The organism is Roseinatronobacter monicus (assembly GCF_006716865.1).
Classification (GTDB): domain Bacteria; phylum Pseudomonadota; class Alphaproteobacteria; order Rhodobacterales; family Rhodobacteraceae; genus Roseinatronobacter; species Roseinatronobacter monicus.
Window position 1 is genome coordinate 1512060 of the sequence record NZ_VFPT01000001.1, and the last position, 23299, is coordinate 1535358.

Sequence of the window (23299 nt, forward strand, 5' to 3'; positions counted from 1 at the left end):
TGCGCCTGTCAGGCGCAGGGTTGCGATTGTAATTTTGGGCGCAGTGCCTCAGGTTTGCGCTTGGCCAGACCGGAGTATCAGATGAAACGCCACGCGAATCTATCGGACGCAATCGGCAACACGCCCCTTATCCGGCTGAACAAGGCCAGCGATGCCACCGGCTGCGAGATTTTGGGCAAGGCGGAGTTCCTGAATCCGGGGCAATCCGTCAAGGATCGTGCGGCGCTGTATATTATCCGCGACGCAGTGGCGCGCGGTGAATTGCGCCCCGGCGGCACAATTGTTGAGGGGACGGCGGGCAATACTGGCATTGGCCTGGCACTTGTCGGCGCGTCGCTGGGCTTTCGCACTGTGATCGTCATTCCCAAAACCCAAAGTCAGGAAAAGAAGGACATGCTGCGGCTGGCCGGCGCGGAGTTGGTCGAAGTGCCTGCTGCGCCTTACCGCAACCCCAACAATTATGTCCGCTATTCTGGCCGTCTTGCGGCGGCACTGGCCAAGACCGAACCGAATGGTGCGATCTGGGCCAATCAGTTTGACAATGTCGCCAATCGTCAGGCGCATCTGGAAATGACCGGGCCGGAAATCTGGGAACAGACAGATGGCAAGGTTAATGGATTTATTTGCGCGGTCGGATCAGGCGGCACGCTTGCAGGTGTGGCGCAAGCGCTGCAACCCAAAGGCGTCAAGATGGGACTTGCAGACCCGATGGGCGCCGCGCTTTACAGTTTCTACACCTCTGGCGAGTTCAAATCTGAGGGTGACTCGATCACCGAAGGTATCGGGCAGGGGCGTATCACGGCCAATCTGGAAGGGTTTACGCCTGATTTCTGCGCCCGCATCCCTGATGACGAAGCGCTGCCCATTGTCTTTGATCTGCTGGCCGAGGAAGGGCTGTGCCTTGGCGGCTCGTCCGGGATCAATGTCGCGGGTGCGATCCGCATGGCGCGTGAGATGGGGCCGGGGCACACCATTGTGACGATCCTGTGCGACTATGGCACGCGCTATCAGTCCAAGCTGTTCAATCCTGAATTCCTGCACAGCAAGGGGCTGCCGGTTCCAGACTGGATGGCGCGCGCACCGCGAGAGATGCCGGATGTTTTCGAGGCATAACTCCCTGACACTTCCTACCGTTGCTCGGACGCTGTTGCTGGTGCTGGCAATGGCCTTTTGCGCTGTTGGCGTGCATCCGACAGCGGCGGTCGCGCAATCCACGCAGCAAAACTCTGCGCCCAATTATGATGAATGGCGCAGCTTTGCAGAGCGCGCAGAGCGCCTGATAGACCTGCAATTCACAAGTGACGAAGTTCTGACCGATATCCGCGCTGAACTGGTCGGTTTCCGCAGCCGCTTTCTAAGCGCGCAGGATGCAAATGCTGGCCGGATTGCGACTGTGCGTGAACAAATCTCTGCACTTGGCCCGCCGCCCGAAGACGGTGCCACCGAGGCAGAGGAGGTTGCCGCGCGCCGGGCAGAGTTGAACGAGCAGTTGACGCAACTGCAAGCGCCGGGCATCGCGGCACAAGAAGCGTTTCGCCGGGCAGACGGGCTAATCCGCCAGATTGATCTTATAACGCGCGAGCGTCAGGCCGAAGCATTGCTGACACTCTGGCCCTCGCCCCTCAATCCGGTGAATTGGGTTGCGGCGGCAGATTCGATCTGGGGAACTGCGTTCACTTTGGGCACGCAGGTCAGCGGCGCGCTCGAAGACCCGGGACATCTGCGCGAGTTCCGCTCGAACCTGCCAATTGTGGGTGTCATGATCCTGATTGCAGCGTTTGTTTTGCTGCGGGGGCGCGGCTGGATCGAACGCCTTGTCGGTCGCCTGCTGGATGAGGGGGCAGACCGCAAGAGCAAGCGCCTTCTGGCACAGATCATGTCGCTGACGCAGATATTGGTGCCGGTCGCGGCTGTGGCCGCACTCAGCACTGCGTTGGTGCTCACCTCGCTTACCGGTGAGATCGGGGCAGACCTTGCAACCGCCCTTGTTCAAGCAGGGATCGGCTATTTCACGGCCCGCTGGGCAGGGCGCCAGTTGTTTCCCGTGCACGAGTCCAAGCGCGCGCCTTTGCAATTGCCCGCACCGCGCCGCCGCGAAGGACGGCTGATGGCGAACCTTGCAGGGTTGTTCATTGGGCTGAATGTTATTCTTGGCACGTTGTTCGACCCCACGCGCCAGTCTGATGCCGCCAATGCAGTTATCGCCTTTCCGTTGATGGTGCTGGCCGGGGTGGTTCTGTTCCGCCTTGGGGCGCTGTTATCCATGCACTGGCGACTGTTGACCGCAGACATCGCAGAGATGCGGTTTTTCGACCGCATTATCGGTGTGCTGGGCAAACTGGCAATGGCGATTGGTATTGGCGCGCCTGTCATTGCGGCAGTGGGCTATGTGCAAGCGGCGCAAGCGCTTCTGTACCCCTCTATTGTATCGCTGGGTCTGATCACGGTGCTGGTGTTCGTGACGCAAGTGGTTGATGACCTGTATGACAGCTTGACCGGCCGCAGCCCGGATGACCCGGATGCCTTGCTTCCTGCGCTGATCGGCTTTGGCGTTGTGCTGGTGTCGCTGCCGGTTTTCGCAATGATCTGGGGTGTTCGTGGAACGCAATTGCTGGAAGTGTGGCAATTGCTCCGCGAGGGGTTCCGGCTGGGGGATACGCGCATATCCCCGACCAATATTCTGAGTTTCTTGATCGTTTTCTCGATTGGCTTTCTTGCGACGCGCATGGTGCAGGGCGCGCTTGGCAGCACTGTGTTGCCCAAGACCAAGATCGACAAGGGCGGACAAAAGGCCATCATCTCGGGGACGGGCTATTTCGGGATAATGATGGCGGCGCTTATTGCCATCTCGACTGCGGGGATTGATCTGTCAGGGCTGGCGCTTGTGGCAGGCGCGCTGTCGGTCGGCATTGGCTTTGGTCTGCAAAACATTGTGTCGAACTTTATATCCGGGCTGATCTTGTTGATTGAACGCCCTGTCGCAGAAGGCGACTGGATCGAAGTGGGCAGCACTATGGGGACTGTGCGCTCGATCTCGGTGCGCTCGACCATCATCGAGACATTTGACCGCACCGATGTAATCGTGCCCAACTCGGACCTGATTTCGGGAACTGTCACGAACTGGACGCGTCACAACTCGCTTGGACGTATCATCATTCCGGTGGGCGTGGCCTACGGGTCGGATACGCGCAAAGTGGCGCGCATTCTCAAGGAAATCGGCGATGCCGAACCGCTTGCGCTGATTGACCCGGAACCGCAGGTCCATTTTGTAGATTTCGGCGGTGATTCACTTGATTTCGAATTGCGCCTTGTGCTGAGTGATGTTGGCTTCGGGCTGTCGGTGCGCACGGAATTGCGCCACCAGATCGCAGAACGGTTCAAGGAAGAGGGGATTGAGATTCCCTTTGCACAGCGCGACATCTGGTTGCGCAACCCAGAAGCCTTGCGCGGAGAGGCACCGTCCCCAGAACCCTCAGAGCCACGCGATCCACGCGACGCACATGCGCGCACAAAGATGCGCTATGACGAGATATCGGACGGTGATTCAGGCGATGGTGACGGGGATGGTGGGCGATAATCGGGGGCAGCTTGTGCCAGATCAAGGCCAGCATATGGCAAGCTGCTAGACTGGGGCGCAGGACTGGAAAAAGAGGAGTCGTCCATGTCGCATACCCCCCATGAACTGGCAGAAGAATTCCCGCTCGCGGTTGAAATGATACACAAGCTGAAGCTTGAAAATGCACATTTCGTCCGCCTTTCGGAAGAATATCACGACATCAATCGTGCAATCCACCGGGCTGAAACCTTGGTAGAGCCGGTCTCGGATATGCATGAAACCGAGATGCGCCGTAAACGATTGGCACTGAAAGACGAAATCGCGGCCATGCTTGCAAGCGCTGGCTGACACCAACAGCGACGGCGCACGCGGCTTGGCTGCGCTGTCGTTTACCCTTTCGAGATGGCTTCGAGCCTGTCGCGCGACATCTCGCCCGGCACAATGGTGATCGGGATTGGCAGACTGCCCGAATTGCGCGACATTTGCGTCACAAGGGGGCCGGGCGAGCTGCCTTCTGTGCCCGCTCCAAGCACCAGAATGCCGATCTCTTTATCCTCGTTGATTTGTCCGAGTATCTCGTCCACAGGTTCGCCCTCGCGGATGACAAGTTCGGGGTTCACGCCCTGCCGGTCGCGCATCCATTTTGCGAAAACTTCAAAATGGGCCTCGATCCGTTCGCGTGCCTCGGCGCGCATCAGGTCTGCGACACCGATCCAGCCCTGAAATTCGTCGGGCGTGATGATCGACAATATCTGCACTTTTGCGCCTGTTTGCGCTGCACGCAATGCAGCAAAGCGCATGGCATTCAAGCATTCACGACTGTCATCCAGAATGACAAGAAATTTGCGCATTGTCTCTCCGCTTGCTGCCGCAATGGGATCATCTTGGCCAAAAGCAGCGCCAGTGTAAACAAAAAGCCATCGCGGGCGGGCCTATCGCCGCCGCGTCATCCCCAAGTCACATCGCCCAGAAAGATATAGCCCGCTCCGTAGATCGTCTTGATCAGGCGCGGGTTGCGCGGGTCTTCGTTCAGCTTGGTGCGCAGGCGCGAAATGCGCACATCCATCGCGCGGTCAAAGCTTTCGCCCGCCGCCCCGCCCAAGGCATCCAGCATCTGGTTGCGCGAAATCAGGCGTTTCGGGCTGTCCAGAAACAGGCGCAGCACCTCGCCTTCGGCATGGCTGATCGGGATTTCCTTTGCGTCGGAATCGATCAGCACATAACGGTCAAATTCGGCGGTCCAGCCATTGAACTGCGCGCGGGCGTTGCGGGCCTCTGGCTGGGTGCCGGGCTTGCGCAATCGCGCACGAATGCGGGCGACCACCTCGGCGGGATCAAACGGCTTGATGATGTAGTCATCCGCGCCCAGCTCTAACCCGGTCACGCGGTCTTGCACCTGTGCGCGGCCAGAAATGATGATGATTGTGGCACCCGATTCCAGCGCCAAACGGTGCACCAACGCCAGCCCGTCGCGGTCGGGCAGACCCAGATCGACAAGGCAGACATCGGGTGTGGTCCGTTTCAAGGCGGCTTCAAACTCCATCGCGCGCGCATAGGTGGTGGTGTGAAAACCCGCTTCTTGCAAGGCGGTTGACAAGACCTGCCGGATTTCAGGTTCATCATCCAGAATGGCGATATGCGGAATGCTCATGCGATGATCTCCAGGGCGGCACGCAATTCATGCAGCGTAAAGGGTTTTGCAAGAACCGGAAATTCCTTGGCAGCTTCGCGGTGGAGCGGGTCGCCCTTGGGCAGCGCTGTCATCAGGTGCAATCGCGTCATGCCCTGCTTACGGCACGCGCGCAACAGATCAAGCCCCGACCCTGCGCCAACCAGATTGATATCGGACAACACCAACCCAAGGCCGGGCAGGTCCAGCAGCCCCATCGCCTCGTCATGGCTGGTCGCCTCGATCACACTATGCCCAAGGGCGCACAGCATTTCGCGCACGCTTTCGCGGATTGCGACTGTATCCTCGACCAGCAACACCAGTTCGGGCGCGTCCGTGGTGATGATCGGGGCGGCAGGTTTGAAGGGCAGCCGCAAGGTTACTTCGCCCCCGCCAGCGGCGCGATTGGCCAGCCGCACTGTGCCACCCGACAGCGTGATCTGGTCATAGACCATCGCCAGCCCAAGGCCAGAGCCTTCGCCCCCCTTGGTGGTGAAAAACGGGTCCAGCCCCTTGTCGAGCGCCATATCGCTAAACCCCGTTCCGGTATCTTCGACGCGCAATTCCAACCATGTGTCGCTAACCCGCCGACCAGATAATGTGATTTCGCCTGCACTTGTGCCCAACGCGTCACGCGCATTCAGGATAAGGTTCAGCAACGAATCCTGCAACGCGCCCTGATCCAGCATCAGCAAGGGCAACTCGTCACATAGCATGACATTCAGCCGGATACTTGCTGGCAGCGACGGGCGGGCCATCACTTGCAGATCGTCCAGCAGGGCGGCCAGATTGGTGGGTTGGGGGTGCATCTCGCGGTGCCCAGATATGGTAGCGATCCGTTCCAGCAGCACACCGCCACGGCGCGCAGCGGCAATAGTCGATTGTGCAATCTGTGCAATCTCCGGGGGCAGGGGGGCACGGCGGGCAAGCTGGCCTTGCAGCCCCAAAATGATGGTCAGCAGATTGCCAAAATCATGCGCCAGACCGGAAGAGAGTTGCGCGGCCAGTTCGCGTTTGCGCGTTTGCGCCAAGGTTGCGCGCGCCTGCGTTTCCTCGGTCACATCCATAGACATGACATAGATTCCGTTTATCGGCCCGTCATCGACCTGATCGGGTGTCAGCGACAGGCGGATACGGCGGCCGCTTTCATCATGCGTGAATTCATGCACCGAGTTTTCGCCCTGCAATGCACGGTCCAGCCAAAGGCCGATCTTGTCATAGACGGCCCCCATGACCTCGCGCACTGTCAGCCCGACAATGTTTTGCGGCAACCCCGGAAACACCGATGACAGACGTCGGTTGGAGAAAGTGTAGCGCAGATTGCGGTCCAGATGGGCAATATGGGCAGGCATCATTTCGGTGGTCAGGCGCGTGCGGGCTTCCATCTCGGTCAGCTCGCGCTTGGCCTGTTCCAATGCGGCATTCGAGGCTGCCAATGCGCGGTTGGTCTGCGCCAGTCGTCGGGTATGGGCGAGCACTTCGCCTGACAATTCTTCGGAATGGGCCTGCAACAGCCGTTCTTGCAGCTTCACTTCGGTGATGTCGGTATAGACGGTCACCCAGCCGCCCTGCGGAAGGGGTGCGCCCTCGACACTGATCCAGCGGCCATTCGCGCGCTCGCGTTCCATATAGTGGGGGACAAAGGCGCGCGCGGCCTCAACACGAACGCGGACGGCTTCGGCCTCATCGTCAACCTGTCCGTATTCCCCGCAACTGACCAGATGGCGGATGGTCTGCTCGAACTCCGCGCCCGGCTGCACCAGATGGTCGGGCAAGCCGAACATTTCCTGATAGCGCCGGTTGCTGACCGACAGGCGCAGATCTTTGTCGAAGATCGACAGCGCCTGCTGGATCATGTTCAGCCCCGCCCCCATCAGCTTGATGCGGGTTTCCTCCGATATTGACATGGCGGTGCTCCTTCCCCCGGCCCTGATGCTAGACTGCCGGTGCCTGTCGGAAAAGCCCTGAAGAGAGCGCGTTACAATTCGTAAGGATTGCGCAAAACTACGGCAAGAATCACCGCGCTTGATGGCGCACAGGGAGAGTGCGGCGCAGTGGGACTGTGCCACACAGATGACGCCAAGAGGAGGAGGCCACGTGAGCAACACGGCCAAAACCAGCAAGTCGCTGGACGATCTTTCTTCGGTGCCAGCGCTTTTGGCGCATAACGCCGAGCGCTTTGGAATGCAGACTGCCTATCGGGAAAAAGAGTTCGGGATCTGGCAATCCTGGACCTGGACCGAGACACAGGCAGAAGTGCGCGCCATGGCACTGGGTTTTCTGGTTCTTGGCATGAAGCGCGGCGATTACGTCGCCATTATAGGGCGTAATCGACCGGCACTTTATTGGGCGATGATCGCGGCACAATCTGTGGGTGCTATTCCCGTGCCGCTTTATCAGGACGCGGTGGCCGAAGAGATGGCCTATGTGCTGGACCATTGCGGCGCGCGGTTTGTTGTGTGCGGCGATCAGGAACAGGTCGACAAGGTGCTGGAGGTTCAGGAAACCGTCAAATGCATCGAAGAGTTGCTCTATCTCGACAAGCGCGGAATGCGCAAATACGACCATACGCATATGAACTGGCTACAGGACGCGATGCGCGAGGGGCGCGCGGCGCAAACCCGGCTGGGCGCGGAACTGGACCAGCGTTTGGCCGAGCTGACGCTCGATCATACATGTGTCATGCTTTATACATCGGGGACGACCGGCAAGCCCAAAGGCGTGGTGCTCAGCAACCGCAACATCATCACCACATCCAAGAACTCTTCCGAATTTGACAATCTGCGCCCCGGCGATGAGATTCTGGCCTATCTGCCAATGGCATGGGTGGGCGATTTCATCTTTGCCATCGGGCAGGCCTATTGGACGGGCTTCTGTGTGAACTGCCCGGAGTCGGCGCAGACCATGCTGACCGATTTGCGTGAAATTGGGCCGACCTATTACTTCGCCCCACCGCGTATTTTCGAGACGATGCTGACGACAGTCATGATCCGTATGGAAGATGCCTCGCCCATCAAACGGCGGCTGTTTCACTATTTCATGGAACATGCGCGCAAAACCGGCCCCCGCATGTTGGATGGCAAGGATGTAAGTTTGAGTGAGCGGTTGCGTTATGCGGTTGGCAACTTCCTTGTTTTTGGCCCGCTGAAAGATACGCTGGGACTGGGCCGCATTCGGGTTGCCTATACCGCAGGCGAGGCGATTGGGCCGGAAATCTTTGATTTCTACCGCGCACTTGGGATCAACCTGAAGCAGCTTTATGGCCAGACCGAAGCCTCGGTTTTCATCACCCAGCAACCGGATGGCGAAGTGCGCTCGGACACAGTCGGCGTTCCCTCACCGGGTGTCGAGGTGCGCATTGCCGATAATGGCGAGGTGTTCTATCGCTCGCCCGGTACATTCGAGAGCTATTACAAGAACGCCGAGAGCACAGCCTCGACCAAAGACCCGGAGGGGTGGGTGGCGACAGGCGATGCCGGATTCTTTGAGGAAGCAACCGGCCACCTGCGCATAATCGACCGCGCCAAGGATGTGGGCAAAATGGCCGATGGCGGCATGTTCGCGCCCAAATATGTCGAGAACAAACTTAAATTCTTTCCCAACATTCTGGAATCCGTGGTCTTTGGCAACAACCGCGACCGCTGCGTGGCCTTTATCAACATCGACCTTGGTGCTGTCGGATCATGGGCCGAGCGCAACAATATCGCCTATTCCAGCTATCAGGAACTGACCAGCCTGAAGCCCGTGCTTGATACAATTCAAGAGCATGTCGAGACAGTGAATGAAAGTGTGGCACAGGATGACATGTTGTCGGGCTGCCAGATCCATCGCTTTCTGGTTCTGCATAAGGAACTTGACGCCGATGATGGCGAGATGACCCGCACCCGTAAGGTACGCCGCCGGATTGTCGAAGAGAAATTCTCCGACCTGATTGACGCGCTCTATGGCGGGCAAGACAGTGTCTACACCGAAACCGAAGTCACCTACGAGGACGGGCGCAAGGGCAAGCTGAAAGCAACACTGGAAATCCGCGACGCCAAGGTTTTCGGGCAAGTCGCCGCCAAAGTTGCAGCAGAATGAACGGGCAGGGGGGCGTGATGCGCGATACGGCACCGGACGAGGGTTATATCACCGCCGACGGGCGCAAGGTCGGGGGGGTTGCGATGGAAATGCGCAATATCACCCTGCGCTTTGGCGGTGTTGTGGCGATCAAGGACATCAGTTTCGACATTCGCTGGGGCGAAGTGCGCGCGATTATCGGTCCGAATGGCGCGGGCAAGTCGTCCATGCTCAATGTCATATCGGGCTTTTACCACCCGCAAGAAGGGGATGTGATCTTCAAGGGCTATAAGCGCCCCAAAATGCGCCCCTATCAGGTGGCGCGTATGGGAATTGCCCGGACGTTCCAGAATATCGCCCTGTTTGAGGGCATGAGCGTTCTGGACAATATCATGACTGGACGTCTGCACCACATGAAGGCCAATCTTCTGCAACAGGCCATGTGGTGGGGGCGCGCGCAAAAAGAAGAAGAAGAAAACCGCGAGCAGGTCGAGAAGATCATCGATTTTCTGGAAATCCAGCATATCCGCAAGACCCCTGTCGCCCGTTTGCCCTACGGGCTGAAGAAACGGGTCGAGTTGGCGCGGGCCTTGGCGGCAGAACCATCAATCCTGCTGCTGGACGAACCGATGGCCGGCATGAATGTCGAAGAGAAAGAAGACATGTCGCGCTTCATTTTGGATGTGAATGACGAATTTGGCACGACAACGGTGTTGATCGAGCATGACATGGGCGTGGTGATGGACCTGTCCGACCGCGTGGTGGTCATGGATTACGGCAAGAAAATTGGTGACGGCACCCCTGATGAGGTGCGGGGTAATGAAGATGTCATCAAGGCTTATCTGGGGGTGGCGCATGAGTAGGTCATTTGTGACGGGGGGCAAAGCCAATGTCTGATACGCTGCTTTTCGCAATGGAAGCCACACTGAACGGCCTGACGGCGGGTGTGATGTATGCGCTGGTGGCGCTTGGCTTTGTTCTGATCTTCAAGGCCAGTGGTATTTTCAATTTTGCCCAAGGGGTAATGGCGCTGTTTGCAGCCCTGACGCTTGTCGGGTTTCAGTCGGGGCAAATCCCTTTCTCGCATCTGATCAACGCGATGTTTGGCACAAGGCTGCATCATTTCGGATGGAACATGCCCACATTGCTGGCGATCCCGGCGACTGTGCTGGTCATGATCTTGCTGGCTATTCTGGTGGAACGCTACATCCTGAAACACTTGGTCAATCAGGAACCAATCATTCTGTTCATGGCGACCATCGGTCTGGCCTATTTCCTTGAAGGTGTCGGTGACATCATGTGGGGGGCCGAGGTCAAGGCGCTGGATGTCGGCCTGCCCAAGGGCATGTCGGGCGCGGTTGATGACACGACATTCGCTTGGTTCGGATATGGCTTTTATATCGACCGACTGGAAATCTGGGCCGCTGGTATTGCGGCACTGCTGGTCGCAGCGCTGACCGTGTTTTCGCAGTACACCAAGCAAGGCCGCGCGCTGCGCGCCGTGGCAGACGACCATCAGGCAGCGCTGTCGGTGGGCATCAGCCTGCGTTTCATCTGGGTGCTGACATGGTCGATTGCGGGCATTGTGGCGCTGGTTGCCGGGATCATGTGGGGGTCAAAATCAGGGGTGCAATTCTCGCTCTCGCTGATCGCGCTCAAGGCCCTGCCGGTGCTGATCCTTGGCGGGTTCACCTCGATCCCCGGCGCGATCATTGGCGGGTTGATTATCGGCGTGGGCGAAAAGCTGTTCGACTTCTTCATGAGCCCCATTATCGGCGGGGCCACTGAAAACTGGTTCGCCTATATGCTGGCGCTGGTCTTCCTGCTGTTCCGTCCACAAGGCCTGTTTGGCGAACGAATTATCGAGAGGGTCTGACACATGCTGTATCGTGAAGCAGGCGATTTCAAGACAAGCTATGTCGCCGACAACCAGACCTTTCCGATCAAATTTGACCGGTATGGCTATTACTTCATCCTTGGCTTTGCTTTTCTGGTGATGCCGCTGATCATCAATGATTACTGGGCCAATTCGATTGTCGTGCCCTTTCTGATCTATGCAATAGCGGCCTTGGGGTTGAACATCCTGATCGGCTATTGCGGGCAGCTTTCGCTTGGCACGGGGGCGTTCATGGCCTGCGGCGCCTATGGCAGCTACAAGCTGATGACTGCATTTCCTGACCTGAACATCGTGATCGTGATCATCATGGCCGGGTTCATCACGGCTGGGGTGGGGGTGCTGTTCGGCCTGCCAAGTTTGCGGATCAAGGGGTTCTATCTGGCCGTGGCGACACTGGCTGCGCAGTTCTTCCTGATCTGGCTGTTTACGCGCACGGCGTGGTTCTACAACTACTCGCCCACCGGTATGATCTCGGCGCCGACACGCGAATTGTTCGGCGTTCCGGTCACCGGCCCGCGTGCAAGTGCTGTGTCAATGTATATGCTGTGTCTTGTGTTTACAGTAGCGACGGCGTGGCTGGCGCGAAACCTGACACGCGGCTCTTTGGGTCGGCAGTGGATGGCCATTCGTGACATGGACATCGCCGCCGAGATTATCGGGGTGAACCCGCTGATGGCCAAGCTGACAGCCTTTGCGGTGTCGTCCTTCTTCGTCGGCATCTCGGGGGCGCTGTTGTTCACTGTCTATCTGGGTGCCGCCGAAGCAGGCGAGGCGTTTGGCATCGAGAAGTCATTCCTTGTGCTGTTCATGGTCATTATTGGCGGGCTTGGGTCGATCTTCGGGGCATTCGCAGGTGCGGCCTTCCTGATTATCGGGCCGGTCTTGCTGAAACTTCTGCTGGTTAATGGTTTAGGCTGGCCCACCGATCTGGCGGCGCATCTTGAAATCATGATTATCGGCGCGCTGATCCTCGTGTTTCTGATCCTCGAGCCGCATGGCATCGCCGCGCTCTGGCGCACGATCAAGGAAAAACTACGCCTCTGGCCTTTCCCCTACTAAGGGGGCGGGCTGACTTGAAAGCTGTCATTCATATGGGAGGAGAACCGATGAAGATGACCAGACTGGCCGCAACATTTGCGGCAACCATGATCGCAGCAGGCCCGACATTGGCCGAAACGCTGCATTTCCCGTCACTCAGCTACCGCACGGGGCCGTTCGCCGCAGGTGGCATTCCTTTTGCGGATGGGTATTCCGACTACCTGACGCTCATCAATGAACGCGATGGCGGGATTGGTGGCGTGCCGATCCGGCAGACCGAATGCGAGACTGCGTATAACACCGAGCGCGGCGTGGAATGCTACCAGTCGATCCGGGGCGACAACCCGCTGGTTATCCAGCCACTGTCCACCGGCATCACCTATCAGCTGATTCCGCGCACCATGGAAGACGGGGTGCCCATGCACACAATGGGCTATGGGCGCACCTCGGCTGTGAATGGCGAAGTGTTCAACTGGACCTTCAACTACCCCGCGAATTACTGGGACGGGGCCAGCGTGATCGTCAACTACCTGCTTGATGAGAACGAGGGCAGCCTTGAAGGCAAAAAGATCGCACTGCTCTACCACAACTCTGCCTATGGGCGTGAACCGATCCCGACCCTGACCAATCTGGCCGAGCGTCACGGCTATGAGTTGCTGACAATCGGCGTCGACAGCCCCGGTCAGGAACAGGGCAGCCAGTGGTTGCAGATACGTCGTGAACGGCCCGACTACGTCGTGATGTGGGGCTGGGGGGTTATGAACCCGACCGCCATTCAGGAAGCCGCGAATATCCGCTTCCCGATGGAGAATTTCATCGGCGTGTGGTGGTCCGGCTCGCAGCAGGACGTTCGGCCAGTGGGCGCTGGCGCACATGGCTACAAGGCGCTGGCGATGCATGGAACGGGCACAGATTACCCGATCTATGATGACATGCAGCAATATGTGATTGACGCGGGCTTGTATGCGGGCACCGGCGACGAGGTTGGCACAGTGCTGTATTCGCGCGGTATGTATGCGGCAATGCTGGCTGTAGAGGCCGCGAAAAAGGCGCAGGAAATCCACGGCGTCGCAGCGATCACCCCTGCAATGATGCGCGACGGCATGGCCAATCTGGAAATCACCGAAGAGCTGATGGTCGAACTTGGCCTGCCGAATTTCGGACCTGCCTTTTCCGTGGCCTGTGAGAACCATGGCGGCTCTGGCGAGGCGATGATCCAGCAATGGGACGCAGAAGCCGGAGAGTGGAACCTGATCACCGACTGGATCGCACCAGACCGCGAAATGATCATGGATATGGCGATGGCCGACAGCGCAGCCTATGCGGCGGAAAACGCTATCACGCCTGCTTGCTTGAACTGATGTAATTGGTGGTCCCGGCGCGTGTCCGGGGCCACCACACCACCTTTTGACGAAGGCCCGCACCCATGCTGGATACAAGCCCGACCCAGACGACCCTATTGGAAGTCAACAACATCGAAGTGCTTTACAACCATGTCATTCTGGCGCTGAAAGGGGTCAGTTTTGATGTGCCCAAGGGCGGTATTACCGCGCTATTGGGGGGCAATGGTGCTGGAAAATCCACCACGCTCAAGGCGATTTCCAACCTGATCCATTCGGAACGCGGCGAAGTTACCAAAGGCTCGATCCTGTATGACGGCAAGAATGTCGTCGGTCTGGACCCTGCCGATCTGGTGAAATCCGGTGTCGTGCAGGTGATGGAGGGGCGGCATTGTTTCGAGCATCTGACCGTTGAAGAAAACCTGCTGACGGGTGCCTATACCCGCCGTGACGGGCGCGGGGCCGTGGCTGCCGAACTGGACCTCGTTTATGAATATTTCCCCCGCCTGAAAGAGCGCCGCAAATCGCAGGCAGGCTACACTTCAGGTGGTGAGCAACAGATGACCGCAATTGGCCGTGCGCTGATGTCACGCCCCTCAATGATCTTGCTGGACGAGCCATCCATGGGGCTGGCACCGCAGTTGGTTGAACAGATTTTCGAAATTGTCTCTCGTCTGAACCGCGAACAGGGTGTGACCTTCCTTTTGGCCGAGCAGAACACCAATGTCGCACTGCGCTATGCCCATACTGGCTATATCTTGGAGAATGGGCGCATCGTCATGGAAGGCAATGCCCAGGAACTGCGCGAAAATCCCGATGTAAAAGAATTCTATCTTGGCATGTCCGACAAGGGCCGCAAGAGCTTCCGAGAGGTGCGCTCCTACCGCCGCCGCAAGCGTTGGCTGGCGTGATATGGCCGATGGACAAAACCGCCACAGTGCAGAGGGCACGACCATGACCCCGTTCGACCCGTTGGAGATACGATCCGCAGACGCACGCGAGGCAGACCTTGCGAAAGCGCTGCCGCGCGTCCTTGCTGCCGCGCTGACCGCGCCGGGGGTTGCGGCACATCTGGGCCAGATCCGGCCCGAGCAATTCACCAGCCGCGACGCGCTGGCGCGGTTGCCGGTCTTGCGCAAGTCAGATCTGGTCGCGGCACAAGCGGCCAATCCCCCGTTTGGCGCCTTAAACGCCCTTGGTCTGACGGATTTCGAGCACGTCTTTCAATCCCCCGGCCCGATTTATGAGCCGGGGCGCACCAGCCATGACTGGTGGCGGCTGGGCCGGTTCCTGCACGCGTCGGGCATAGGCAAGGGCGATATCGTTCAGAACTGCTTTTCCTATCATCTGGTGCCCGCCGGCATGATGTTCGAAAACGCCGCCCGCGCGGTGGGCGCGACAGTCCTGCCCGCAGGGACGGGGCAGACAGAATTGCAGGTGAGTGCTGCGCGCGACATTGGCACCACCGCCTATGCAGGCACGCCCGATTATCTGAAGGTCATTCTGGAAAAGGCCGATGAGATGGGCATCGCCCTTGGCATCACCAAGGCCGTGGTGGGCGGGGGCGCGCTGTTTCCCTCCCTTCGCTCTTTCTATGCCGATCGCGGAATAAGCTGTCGTCAATGCTATGCCACCGCCGATCTGGGCAATGTCGCCTATGAGAGTGACGCGGTGGACGGCATGATCGTCGATGAGGGGGTGATTGTTGAAATCGTCCGCCCCGGTACCGGCGACCCGCTGCCCGAGGGTGAGGTGGGCGAAGTGGTTGTCACATCCCTGAACGCGGATTACCCGCTGATCCGGTTTGCCACAGGGGATCTGAGCGCTGTGCTGCCCGGCGCCAGCCCGTGCGGGCGCAGCAATATGCGCATCAAGGGCTGGATGGGGCGCGCGGATCAGACAACCAAGATCAAGGGCATGTTCGTGCGCCCTGAACAGGTCGCGGCCTTGGTAGCCCATCATGACGAAATCCACCGCGCACGCATCATCGCCACGCGCAGCGGTGAAAAGGACGTGATGACCGTCCAGATAGAGACCCGCGCGGCAAATCCTGCATTGTATGAAGAGACTGTGCTGTCTACTCTCAAGCTGAAGGGTCTGGTCGAGTTGGTGCCGCCGGGATCATTGCCCAATGATGGATTGGTGATTGAGGATCTGCGCCGCTACGACTGACCCGAACTGCGCGTAATCAGCAGGGGGTTTAAAGATGCGTCGACTTCTGCCATTTATTTTTGTGCTGTGTCTGGGGTTGCCGGCTCAGGCCACGAATGTGGCCCTTGTCATAGCAAATCAGGACTATGAGACGCTCAGTGATGCGCGCGGCGCAAACGCTGTTTCCGCCACCCGCGAAACGCTGGAGGATATGGGCTTTCACGTCTTCACGGGCGAGGGGTTGAGCGCCGAGGAAATGCGCGCCCAGCTTGCAGGTATGCACGAACGGATTATGCGCGACGGGGCAGAGCGCGTTGTCGTGGTGCTGGCGGGACATTTTGCACAATCGCGCAGCGGTGCGTGGCTTATGGGCCGCGAGGCAGCGGAACTGGGGCTGGCGCTGACCGATGGTCAGGCGCTGCGGCTGGATATCGTGCTGGAAATTGCCGGGCTGGCAACCGAGGGCGCGATGGTCTGGCTGGCCGATAGCGGCACGTCGCTGGATCTTGGCCGCGGGGTTGAAGCTGGTTTGCCGCCGCGGCTGATGGTGCCGCAGGGGGTTGGTGTCGTGCGGGGGCGCGCTGACCATGTTGTCGGCGGTTTGCGCGCGACCCTGCGCCCCGGCACTGTCCTTGCCTCTGTCGTGGACCGCAACCGCAACCTGACAGGTGAAGGGGCGATACCGGCCTTGGTTCCGTTCCTGCCAGATGGTTTCGCCCCTGCAACGCGCGCGGACCTGCGCGTTTTCGCCGCCGCACAAGAGGAAGACACCGAAGAGGCCTATCAGGCCTATCTTGACGCTTTCCCCAATGGTCAGAACGCGCAGGCGGCCCGCGCCGCACTGGAACGCATCCGCACATCACCCGAGCGCGTCGAGCAAGCCCTGATGCTGACCCGCGACGAGCGGCGCGCCATTCAGAATGACCTTTCCGTTTTGGGCTATGATACCCGCGGCATTGACGGCATTTTCGGCCCCGGCACGCGCGGCGCAATCACCAATTGGCAGCGCCAGAATGATCTGGACGAAAGCGGGTTCCTGACGCAGGACCAGATTTTCAAACTCGCCGGACAAGGCGCTGATCGGGCTTTGGCCCTAGAGGCGGAAACCCGTGCCCGGCGCGAAGCCGAAGAACGAAGCGACCGCGATTTCTGGTCCGCGACAGGTGCGGCGGGCGATGAAGCAGGTCTGCGCAGCTATCTGGAACGCTATCCAGATGGAATTTTTGCAAGCCTTGCACAGGAGCGCTTGGGCCAGATGGTCGCCGACGCGCAAGAGGCCGCTTGGCGACGTGCGCGCGATGTGGACACGGTTGCAGGGTATGAAGCCTATCTCGATGACTGGCCGGACGGCACGTATTCGGCGGCCGCGCGCAGTCGGTTGGCACGATTGCAGCCCGAACCTGAAGGGCCCGGCCCCGAAGCGGCCCCGCCCGGACAAGAGCGCGCGGCAGTTGCCCGCGCCCGTGCCGAAGAACAGCAGTTGGGGCTTGCCGGTCCGACCAGATTGTTGATCGAGCAGCGACTGGCGCGATTGGGGCTGGACCCCGGACCCGTTGACGGTGTGTTCGATGATCAGACCCGCGTTGCGATTGCTCAGGCACAGGACCGGTTCGACCTGCGCCAAACCGGCTATGTCAATCAGGACTTGCTGACCATGCTGATCAGCAACCTGTTCCGCGAGTTCTTTGATTAGGACGGTTGCGCGTCGGTGAGCGCTGGCCTATGCGCTTTCTGGCCCCAAGAACTTAGAGAGAATACCATGCTGCCTGCCGATGACCGTCTGATTGTCGCCCTTGATGTGCCCAATGCGCTTGCTGGTCTTGAACTTGCCCGCGTGCTTGGTGACACCGTTTCGTTTTACAAAATCGGGCTTGGCATGTTGACGGGCGGCGGGCTGGCGCTGGCCAATGAGTTGAAGCAGGAACATGGCAAGCGCATGTTCCTTGATATGAAATTCTTTGACATCGGGGCCACGGTCACGTCTGCGGTGCGTGGGATCGCGCAATATGATCTGGATTTTCTGACCGTGCATGGCGACCCGCATGTCGTGCGCGCGGCGCGCGAGGGGGCAGGCGGGTCCGGGTTGAAAATCCTTGCGGTCACGGTGCTGACCTCGCTCGACCGGCAGGATCTGGATGACGGGCTGATGCGTGCGGGTGATCTGACCGAGTTGACACTGGAACGCGCGGCGCGCGCTTTTGCCGCCGGTGCTGATGGCGTGATTGCCAGCCCTCATGAGGCCGCTGGCATTCGCGCCTTGCCAGAGGCTGCGGGCAAGCTGATTGTCACACCCGGCGTGCGCCCTGTGGGCAGCGCATCGGGCGATCAAAAACGCATTGCAACACCCGCCCATGCGTTGCAATCGGGTGCAGACCATATCGTTGTGGGCCGCCCTATCTCGCAAGCCACAAACCCGCGCGCAGCGGCGACTGCAATCTTACAGGACATCACGGGTATCTGACGCACAGGCCTAGTGTTTCGCGGACCAACTGAGGGATGCCTGTTTTCGGGTAAATGACTCGATCAGCATCCCGATGAACAGAACCGCGATCCCGAACAGAACCGGATAGAGCGCAGAGGTGTGCATCGGGTTGTAGTTGATAAAAGCATAGCCGCGCGCTTGGTCGATACAGTGGAACAGCGGGTTCCACATGAAGTAATGCAAATAGGATTCCGGCAGCGTATTGGCGAGAAAGAACTTGCCCGACGCAACCATGTTCATGCGCGCGAATAACTGTGTCATCAGTTTGCTGGCCTCGGGCGCCCAAGGTTTCAGCGCATAAAGCACCACCCCAATTGCCATACCCGCAAACCACACCGACAAAAGCATCCCAAAGGCGGCAATGGGTTGATGAATCTCGACCGGTGTCCAGATCACATGATACATGAACAGGATCACCACGACCGAGAGCACCTGAATATACAGCTCTGCCAATGCCGCCCCGCAAACCGAGACGATGGAATTCATCGGCCGGTGCTTCATCATCGTGGAAGTCGGCCCCTCCGCTGACGAGACGGCAGACAGCACCTTGATATGGGCCATGAACAAAAAGACGCCGCTCATCAGATAGATCAGCGTATCACCCCGAATGGCGGCGGCGCGCATTCCGGCGAAGATAAAGATAATCATGAAAACGCCGACCAGCAGCACGGTCTGCGCAATGTTCAGCATCAGGCCAATGATGGCGTTGCCATGATTCTTGCGCACATTGCGAATGGCCTGATTGAAAATCAGTTCGCACGTCGTAATTGCAATCGTTAATCGAGACTCGCGCCGCGCAGTGCCGTGCATCAAGTGCCTTTCATCTTGTTGGACAAAAGAAAGTGTTTTAGGTCCATTACCAGCAGCTATCTACGTAAGACCGCAGGACATGCAATCAGCACCGCTGTAGTTTGGGCATATTTAGACACCAAAAAAAGGTCATCATTATGGCGGATATGAATTTTAACAGCGTCGAGACGGTTTTTCGCACACTTGCCTTGCAGGCAGGCGCAAAGATTATGGAAATCTATGAACAGTCCGACTTCTCGGTCCGCCTGAAAGACGACACGAGCCCGCTGACCGAAGCGGATGAGGCGGCTGATGCGATCATCAGTGCGGGCTTGCGGGCCGCGTTCCCCGATATTGCCGTTGTGACCGAGGAGCAAACCGCCAGCCATGCGCTGCATGCGGATCGCTTCTTTATCGTTGACCCGCTGGATGGCACCAAGGAATTCGTGAAACGACGGGGCGATTTCACTGTCAATATCGCCCTTGTCGAATGCGGCGTTCCGGTGCGCGGCATTGTCTATGCACCTGCCAAGGGGCGGATGTTCTATACCAGCGCCGATGGCAGCGCAATTGAAGAGCAAGGGCCCTTCAGCCTTGATCTGGCAGGGCAGACACGCGGTCTGCGGATGCGTGAACCCGACCAGAATGCGCTTGTGGTCGTCGCGTCAAAATCACACCGCGATCAGGCGACCGATGATTATATCAGCCAATATGCGGTTGCCGATTTGCGTTCCGCCGGATCGTCACTGAAATTCTGCCTGCTCGCAGCGGGTGAGGCTGATTTTTACCCCCGGCTTGGCCGCACGATGGAATGGGACACGGCCGCAGGACATGCCGTCTTGCAGGCCGCCGGGGGGGAAGTGCTTGATTTCAACACGCACGCGCCGCTGCGTTATGGGAAAGCGGGCTATGAAAACCCGTTCTTCATCGCACGCCATACCGATGTTACCTTGGTTCCGCCTGCGTGATGCGCGGCAAAATTCCTGAAAAAGCCTTTTTTGAGTTAACTTTAACCATAAACATGCCAAAATTGACCTGTCTTTACTGTCATGACATATCACAACGAATGAAATTTGGAGCACGTCATGAAGCGTAAAGTCACAAAAGCGGTTTTTCCGGTTGCCGGAATGGGAACCAGATTTCTGCCTGCGACCAAGTCGGTGCCAAAGGAAATTATGACTTTGGTGGATCGCCCCCTGATTCAATATGCGATTGATGAAGCGCGCGAAGCAGGCATTACCGAGTTTATTTTTGTGACCTCACGCGGCAAGGGCGCATTGGAAGACTATTTTGACCGCGCCCCCGAACTTGAAGCCGCGCTCCGGGCCAAGGGCAAGACTGACCTGCTCGATACGCTGAATGCGACCAACATGGACAGCGGTGCAATCGCGTATGTGCGGCAGCATCAGGCGCTTGGTCTGGGGCATGCGGTGTGGTGCGCCCGCCATCTGATCGGGGATGAACCTTTTGCGGTGTTGCTGCCGGACGACGTGATCGCCGCTGATACCCCGTGCCTCAAGCAGATGGTTGACGCCTATGAACAGACCGGCGGCAATATGATCGCCGCAATGGAAGTCGCGCCGGACAAGGCGTCCAGCTATGGCATCATGGATGTACCACCATCTGTTGGCCGCATTCTGCCTATGCAGGGCATGGTCGAAAAGCCCGCGCCGGGCACGCAACCCTCCAATCTGGCGGCCATCGGGCGCTATATCCTGTCACCGGATGTCATGCGCCATCTGGACGCGATTGAACCCGGTGTCGGCGGTGAAATCCAGCTGACAGACGCCATCGCGCGCGAGATTGCAGAGAAGCAGAATGTCTTTGGTTTCCGCTTTGACGGGCAAAGATATGATTGCGGCTCGAAGGCGGGTTTCTTGCAGGCGACAGTTGCCTTTGGTCTGGCCCGCGCGGAACTGGGTGTGGAACTGGCCGATTTTCTGGTCGATATGGTCGCACAGCGTCGCGCGGCTGAATAACGCAGCCTGTGGCTGAGCAAATGCTAGGACATGCTGTGCATGTTCTGGCGACCCATCACAGGGCAGGGGGTGTCCCGGAACCGCTATGTTCACGCCATTGCCGTTGATGACAGATCGCTGGTTCGAGTTTCGCATGCGCTGGAAACGTCGGCGCTTGCGTCTGCGCGCGATTGCCAAATCGCGCGAATTGACCTGCATAAAACGCGGGCAGTGGGGCAAGGGCGATATCCTGCTGTTCTGCACGATCCGCAACGAGGCAGAGCGCATCGACTGGTTCTTGCACCATTACCGCCAGCTAGGGGTGCAGCATTTCATTTTCATCGACAATGCCAGCACCGACGGCACGCGCGAGACATTGCGCGCACAGCCAGACACCACGGTTTATGCCACATCAGCCAGTTACAAAAAATCGCGTTTCGGCATGGATTGGATCACATGGCTGATGACGCGCCATGCCAACGGGCATTGGTGTGTGGTCGCAGATTCCGATGAATTGCTGATTTACCCCCATTGGCAAACCCGCCCCTTGCCTGCGCTGACCGCATGGCTGGACGCCGAGGCGCAGCCAGCGCTGCTCGCCATGATGCTGGAACTGTACCCGCAAGGGCCGCTGGATGCCGCCCCGTGTGTGCGCGGCACTGACCCGTGCATTGCGCTGAACTGGTTTGATGCGGCGAATTATACGATCACGCATAAACCGCTGCTGGATTGCCTGCTGATACAGGGCGGGCCGCGCGCGCGCTGCTTCTTCGCCCAGACGCCCAACCGGGCACCGACCCTGACCAAGCTGCCCCTGATAAAGTGGAGCTGGCACAACGTCTGGGTCAATTCCACCCATGCCATTCTGCCGCGCGCGCTCAACCGCCAGTTTGCAACTTGTGGTGGCGAGCAGATTTCAGGCGCTTTGCTGCACACAAAATTTCTGGCGACCGTGGTGGAGAAGTCGCGCATCGAGAAACACCGTGCCGAGCATTTTGGGAATGCGCCCGTTTTTGACAGCTATTACGACGCGGTTGCGCGCGCGCCTGATCTTTGGTGCCCCGCATCCACCCGGTTTGAAGGCTGGGAACAGTTGGAAGAGCTTGGCCTGATCTCTCGGGGGGGGTGGGCATAATGTGATCGGGCAAAGGATAACGGGCGACATTCGCCAAGGACATGAAAGCGCGATCGGTGCGCTTTTTGAGAGTTGCATTCACGGGCTGGCTTAGGCAAATCTGTCGGCTGTAAAGCAAGTGATTGCGTCAAAATAAATGGCTCAATTAGCGTTTGTTATGCGTGCCCATGTGCGATAGAACATATAGTGAACATACTGTGTGGAGGGGTATATATGGACCACGACATCTTTCTGGTTTGGCTCAATGAGACGGATAACCTCTCGCCGGACCAGCGCGCCGAGGCGAGTCGGATCCTTTCTGGGTCTCCGTCATTGCAGGCGGTGGTCGATCTCCTTGAGGCAAAGGTTCGTGAGGACCGTATCTGCCCGCACTGCGCTTCAGAAGGAGCTATCATCAGGGGTCATGCAAGTGGCCTTTCCCGGTTCTTTTGCAAAGGCTGCGGCAAAACCTTCAACGCGTTGACCGGTACTCCGCTGGCGCGCCTGCGCCACAAGGGCCGTTGGGCAGAGTTCGCTGCTTCGTTACGTGACGGCGAAACGGTAAAGGTATCCGCTGAGCGTTGCATGGTGGCGCGCACGACCGCTTTTCGTTGGCGTCATCGTTTTCTTCGGGCGGTGACGGCTGGGGCGATCAAGTTGCGCGGCATCGTCGAAGCCGACGAGACCTTCTTTCTGAGCAGCCGAAAAGGTGAACGAAACCTTGATCGTAAGGCCCGTAAACGTGGCGGCAAGGCCGCCAAACGCGGCTTGTCGGAGGAGCAGGTTCCGGTCTTGGTCGCAGCCGACCGATCCGGCACCACCATAAGTGCTGTCTTGCCAGCAGTGACGGCCGCACATCTGCAGGCGGTTTTGCAGCCGCTTCTCGATCCTGATGCGCTCTTGGTCACTGATGGCTGCACCAGTTACCCGCCTTGCGCAGCAGCAATGGGCATCAGCCATGAAAGCCTCAACCAGACTGCAGGACAACGTGTTCGCGGGGAGTTGCACATTCAAACCGTGAACAGTCGACATGAGCGGCTCAAGACATTCCTGCGGCGCCATCGCGGCATCGCAACCAAGTACTTGGACAGCTACCTGCGCTGGTTTCAACTTGCAGTCATTCCAAAACACCAAACTCCCCGCGCGATACTCGCCGCCGCCGCAGGAATCCTGCCTATCTCAAGGCACGCATAATTAACGCCAATTGAGCCAAATAAATTATCAAGGTGAAGCGTTTACGCCAAGC

The 23299-nt window shown here is 58.6% G+C and carries 20 protein-coding genes; 16 read left to right on the forward strand and 4 right to left on the reverse strand.

What is annotated here, in order from left to right; genetic code table 11:
• The first annotated feature begins 81 nt into the window (after window positions 1–81).
• From BD293_RS07150 to BD293_RS07160, 3 genes are all read left to right on the forward strand, one after another.
• Window positions 82–1113, forward strand: a complete 1032-nt coding sequence (locus tag BD293_RS07150; protein WP_142080504.1) for a cysteine synthase A — start codon at window positions 82–84, stop codon at window positions 1111–1113.
• Window positions 1097–3577 (forward strand): DUF3772 domain-containing protein, encoded by a 2481-nt coding sequence (locus BD293_RS07155; RefSeq protein WP_170207082.1) that lies wholly within the window; start codon window positions 1097–1099, stop codon window positions 3575–3577. Before BD293_RS07150 ends, BD293_RS07155 begins: the two co-directional genes overlap by 17 nt.
• A gap of 84 nt (window positions 3578–3661) precedes the next feature.
• A complete protein-coding gene (locus tag BD293_RS07160) occupies window positions 3662–3904 on the forward strand; it encodes an HP1242/YdcH family protein (RefSeq protein ID WP_142080506.1) in 243 nt (80 codons plus the stop codon).
• A 41-nt stretch (window positions 3905–3945) separates the two neighbouring features.
• Here the strand turns inward: BD293_RS07160 and BD293_RS07165 are convergent, their stop codons facing one another.
• The 3 genes from BD293_RS07165 to BD293_RS07175 form a co-directional block, all read right to left on the reverse strand.
• Entirely contained in the window at window positions 3946–4407 is a 462-nt protein-coding gene (locus BD293_RS07165; protein WP_142080507.1) for a universal stress protein, read from the reverse strand.
• Between the two features lie 95 nt (window positions 4408–4502).
• Window positions 4503–5207, reverse strand: coding sequence for a response regulator transcription factor (locus BD293_RS07170; RefSeq protein WP_142080508.1), 705 nt, complete (start codon window positions 5205–5207; stop codon window positions 4503–4505).
• Window positions 5204–7132, reverse strand: a complete 1929-nt coding sequence (locus tag BD293_RS07175; RefSeq protein ID WP_142080509.1) for a hybrid sensor histidine kinase/response regulator — start codon at window positions 7130–7132, stop codon at window positions 5204–5206. The genes BD293_RS07170 and BD293_RS07175 overlap by 4 nt, the downstream gene beginning before the upstream one ends.
• A 190-nt stretch (window positions 7133–7322) precedes the next feature.
• Between BD293_RS07175 and BD293_RS07180 the strand changes: the two genes are divergently transcribed.
• The 9 genes from BD293_RS07180 (at window position 7323) to pyrF (ending at window position 18171) form a co-directional block, all read left to right on the forward strand.
• The gene (locus BD293_RS07180; protein ID WP_281286627.1) at window positions 7323–9305 is read left to right on the forward strand and encodes an AMP-binding protein; all 1983 of its coding nucleotides are present in this window, start codon (window positions 7323–7325) and stop codon (window positions 9303–9305) included.
• 17 nt (window positions 9306–9322) lie between these two features.
• Entirely contained in the window at window positions 9323–10147 is an 825-nt protein-coding gene (locus BD293_RS07185; protein WP_142080511.1) for an ABC transporter ATP-binding protein, read from the forward strand.
• A 26-nt stretch (window positions 10148–10173) separates the two neighbouring features.
• Window positions 10174–11160 (forward strand): branched-chain amino acid ABC transporter permease, encoded by a 987-nt coding sequence (locus BD293_RS07190; RefSeq protein WP_142080512.1) that lies wholly within the window; start codon window positions 10174–10176, stop codon window positions 11158–11160.
• A gap of 3 nt (window positions 11161–11163) precedes the next feature.
• Window positions 11164–12240, forward strand: coding sequence for a branched-chain amino acid ABC transporter permease (locus BD293_RS07195; RefSeq protein WP_142080513.1), 1077 nt, complete (start codon window positions 11164–11166; stop codon window positions 12238–12240).
• A gap of 47 nt (window positions 12241–12287) precedes the next feature.
• On the forward strand, window positions 12288–13580 hold the full coding sequence (locus tag BD293_RS07200) for an ABC transporter substrate-binding protein (protein ID WP_246086236.1): 1293 nt from the start codon (window positions 12288–12290) through the stop codon (window positions 13578–13580).
• Window positions 13581–13645: 65 nt separating this feature from the next.
• Window positions 13646–14470: an ABC transporter ATP-binding protein gene (locus tag BD293_RS07205; RefSeq protein WP_142080514.1), complete on the forward strand. Its 825-nt coding sequence runs from the start codon at window positions 13646–13648 to the stop codon at window positions 14468–14470.
• Window positions 14471–14513: 43 nt separating this feature from the next.
• A complete protein-coding gene (locus tag BD293_RS07210; protein WP_142084399.1) occupies window positions 14514–15731 on the forward strand; it encodes a phenylacetate--CoA ligase family protein in 1218 nt (405 codons plus the stop codon).
• A 34-nt stretch (window positions 15732–15765) separates the two neighbouring features.
• Window positions 15766–17403 carry a peptidoglycan-binding domain-containing protein gene (locus BD293_RS07215; protein WP_142080515.1) on the forward strand — a complete coding sequence of 546 codons (1638 nt, stop codon included), beginning with the start codon at window positions 15766–15768 and terminating at the stop codon, window positions 17401–17403.
• Between the two features lie 66 nt (window positions 17404–17469).
• Window positions 17470–18171, forward strand: coding sequence for an orotidine-5'-phosphate decarboxylase (pyrF, locus tag BD293_RS07220; protein WP_142080516.1), 702 nt, complete (start codon window positions 17470–17472; stop codon window positions 18169–18171).
• A gap of 9 nt (window positions 18172–18180) precedes the next feature.
• Here pyrF and BD293_RS07225 read toward each other — a convergent pair whose 3' ends face one another.
• Window positions 18181–19002, reverse strand: a complete 822-nt coding sequence (locus BD293_RS07225) for an ABC transporter permease (protein ID WP_142080517.1) — start codon at window positions 19000–19002, stop codon at window positions 18181–18183.
• Between the two features lie 146 nt (window positions 19003–19148).
• Here BD293_RS07225 and cysQ point away from each other — a divergent pair, with 146 nt between their 5' ends.
• The 4 genes from cysQ to BD293_RS07245 all read left to right on the forward strand — a co-directional run bounded on the left by cysQ (window position 19149) and on the right by BD293_RS07245 (window position 23247).
• On the forward strand, window positions 19149–19949 hold the full coding sequence (cysQ, locus tag BD293_RS07230; RefSeq protein WP_142084401.1) for a 3'(2'),5'-bisphosphate nucleotidase CysQ: 801 nt from the start codon (window positions 19149–19151) through the stop codon (window positions 19947–19949).
• Between the two features lie 117 nt (window positions 19950–20066).
• On the forward strand, window positions 20067–20960 hold the full coding sequence (gene galU, locus BD293_RS07235; RefSeq protein ID WP_142080518.1) for a UTP--glucose-1-phosphate uridylyltransferase GalU: 894 nt from the start codon (window positions 20067–20069) through the stop codon (window positions 20958–20960).
• Between the two features lie 85 nt (window positions 20961–21045).
• Entirely contained in the window at window positions 21046–22074 is a 1029-nt protein-coding gene (locus BD293_RS07240; protein ID WP_246086237.1) for a glycosyltransferase family 2 protein, read from the forward strand.
• A gap of 213 nt (window positions 22075–22287) precedes the next feature.
• A complete protein-coding gene (locus tag BD293_RS07245; protein ID WP_142079320.1) occupies window positions 22288–23247 on the forward strand; it encodes an IS1595 family transposase in 960 nt (319 codons plus the stop codon).
• The last annotated feature ends 52 nt before the right edge of the window (window positions 23248–23299 follow it).

Bases quoted from the DNA above. Each gene is read 5' to 3' on its own strand.
- BD293_RS07225 (WP_142080517.1), bottom strand. From the start codon at position 19,002: ATGCACGGCACTGCGCGGCGCGAGTCTCGATTAACGATTGCAATTACG.
- BD293_RS07160 (WP_142080506.1), top strand. From the start codon at position 3,662: ATGTCGCATACCCCCCATGAACTGGCAGAAGAATTCCCGCTCGCGGTT.
- BD293_RS07245 (WP_142079320.1), top strand. From the start codon at position 22,288: ATGGACCACGACATCTTTCTGGTTTGGCTCAATGAGACGGATAACCTC.
- pyrF (WP_142080516.1), top strand. From the start codon at position 17,470: ATGCTGCCTGCCGATGACCGTCTGATTGTCGCCCTTGATGTGCCCAAT.
- BD293_RS07150 (WP_142080504.1), top strand. From the start codon at position 82: ATGAAACGCCACGCGAATCTATCGGACGCAATCGGCAACACGCCCCTT.
- BD293_RS07175 (WP_142080509.1), bottom strand. From the start codon at position 7,132: ATGTCAATATCGGAGGAAACCCGCATCAAGCTGATGGGGGCGGGGCTG.
- BD293_RS07240 (WP_246086237.1), top strand. From the start codon at position 21,046: ATGTTCACGCCATTGCCGTTGATGACAGATCGCTGGTTCGAGTTTCGC.
- cysQ (WP_142084401.1), top strand. From the start codon at position 19,149: ATGAATTTTAACAGCGTCGAGACGGTTTTTCGCACACTTGCCTTGCAG.
- BD293_RS07165 (WP_142080507.1), bottom strand. From the start codon at position 4,407: ATGCGCAAATTTCTTGTCATTCTGGATGACAGTCGTGAATGCTTGAAT.
- BD293_RS07215 (WP_142080515.1), top strand. From the start codon at position 15,766: ATGCGTCGACTTCTGCCATTTATTTTTGTGCTGTGTCTGGGGTTGCCG.
- BD293_RS07155 (WP_170207082.1), top strand. From the start codon at position 1,097: ATGTTTTCGAGGCATAACTCCCTGACACTTCCTACCGTTGCTCGGACG.
- BD293_RS07190 (WP_142080512.1), top strand. From the start codon at position 10,174: ATGTCTGATACGCTGCTTTTCGCAATGGAAGCCACACTGAACGGCCTG.
- BD293_RS07210 (WP_142084399.1), top strand. From the start codon at position 14,514: ATGACCCCGTTCGACCCGTTGGAGATACGATCCGCAGACGCACGCGAG.
- BD293_RS07170 (WP_142080508.1), bottom strand. From the start codon at position 5,207: ATGAGCATTCCGCATATCGCCATTCTGGATGATGAACCTGAAATCCGG.
- galU (WP_142080518.1), top strand. From the start codon at position 20,067: ATGAAGCGTAAAGTCACAAAAGCGGTTTTTCCGGTTGCCGGAATGGGA.
- BD293_RS07200 (WP_246086236.1), top strand. From the start codon at position 12,288: ATGAAGATGACCAGACTGGCCGCAACATTTGCGGCAACCATGATCGCA.
- BD293_RS07195 (WP_142080513.1), top strand. From the start codon at position 11,164: ATGCTGTATCGTGAAGCAGGCGATTTCAAGACAAGCTATGTCGCCGAC.
- BD293_RS07205 (WP_142080514.1), top strand. From the start codon at position 13,646: ATGCTGGATACAAGCCCGACCCAGACGACCCTATTGGAAGTCAACAAC.
- BD293_RS07185 (WP_142080511.1), top strand. From the start codon at position 9,323: ATGCGCGATACGGCACCGGACGAGGGTTATATCACCGCCGACGGGCGC.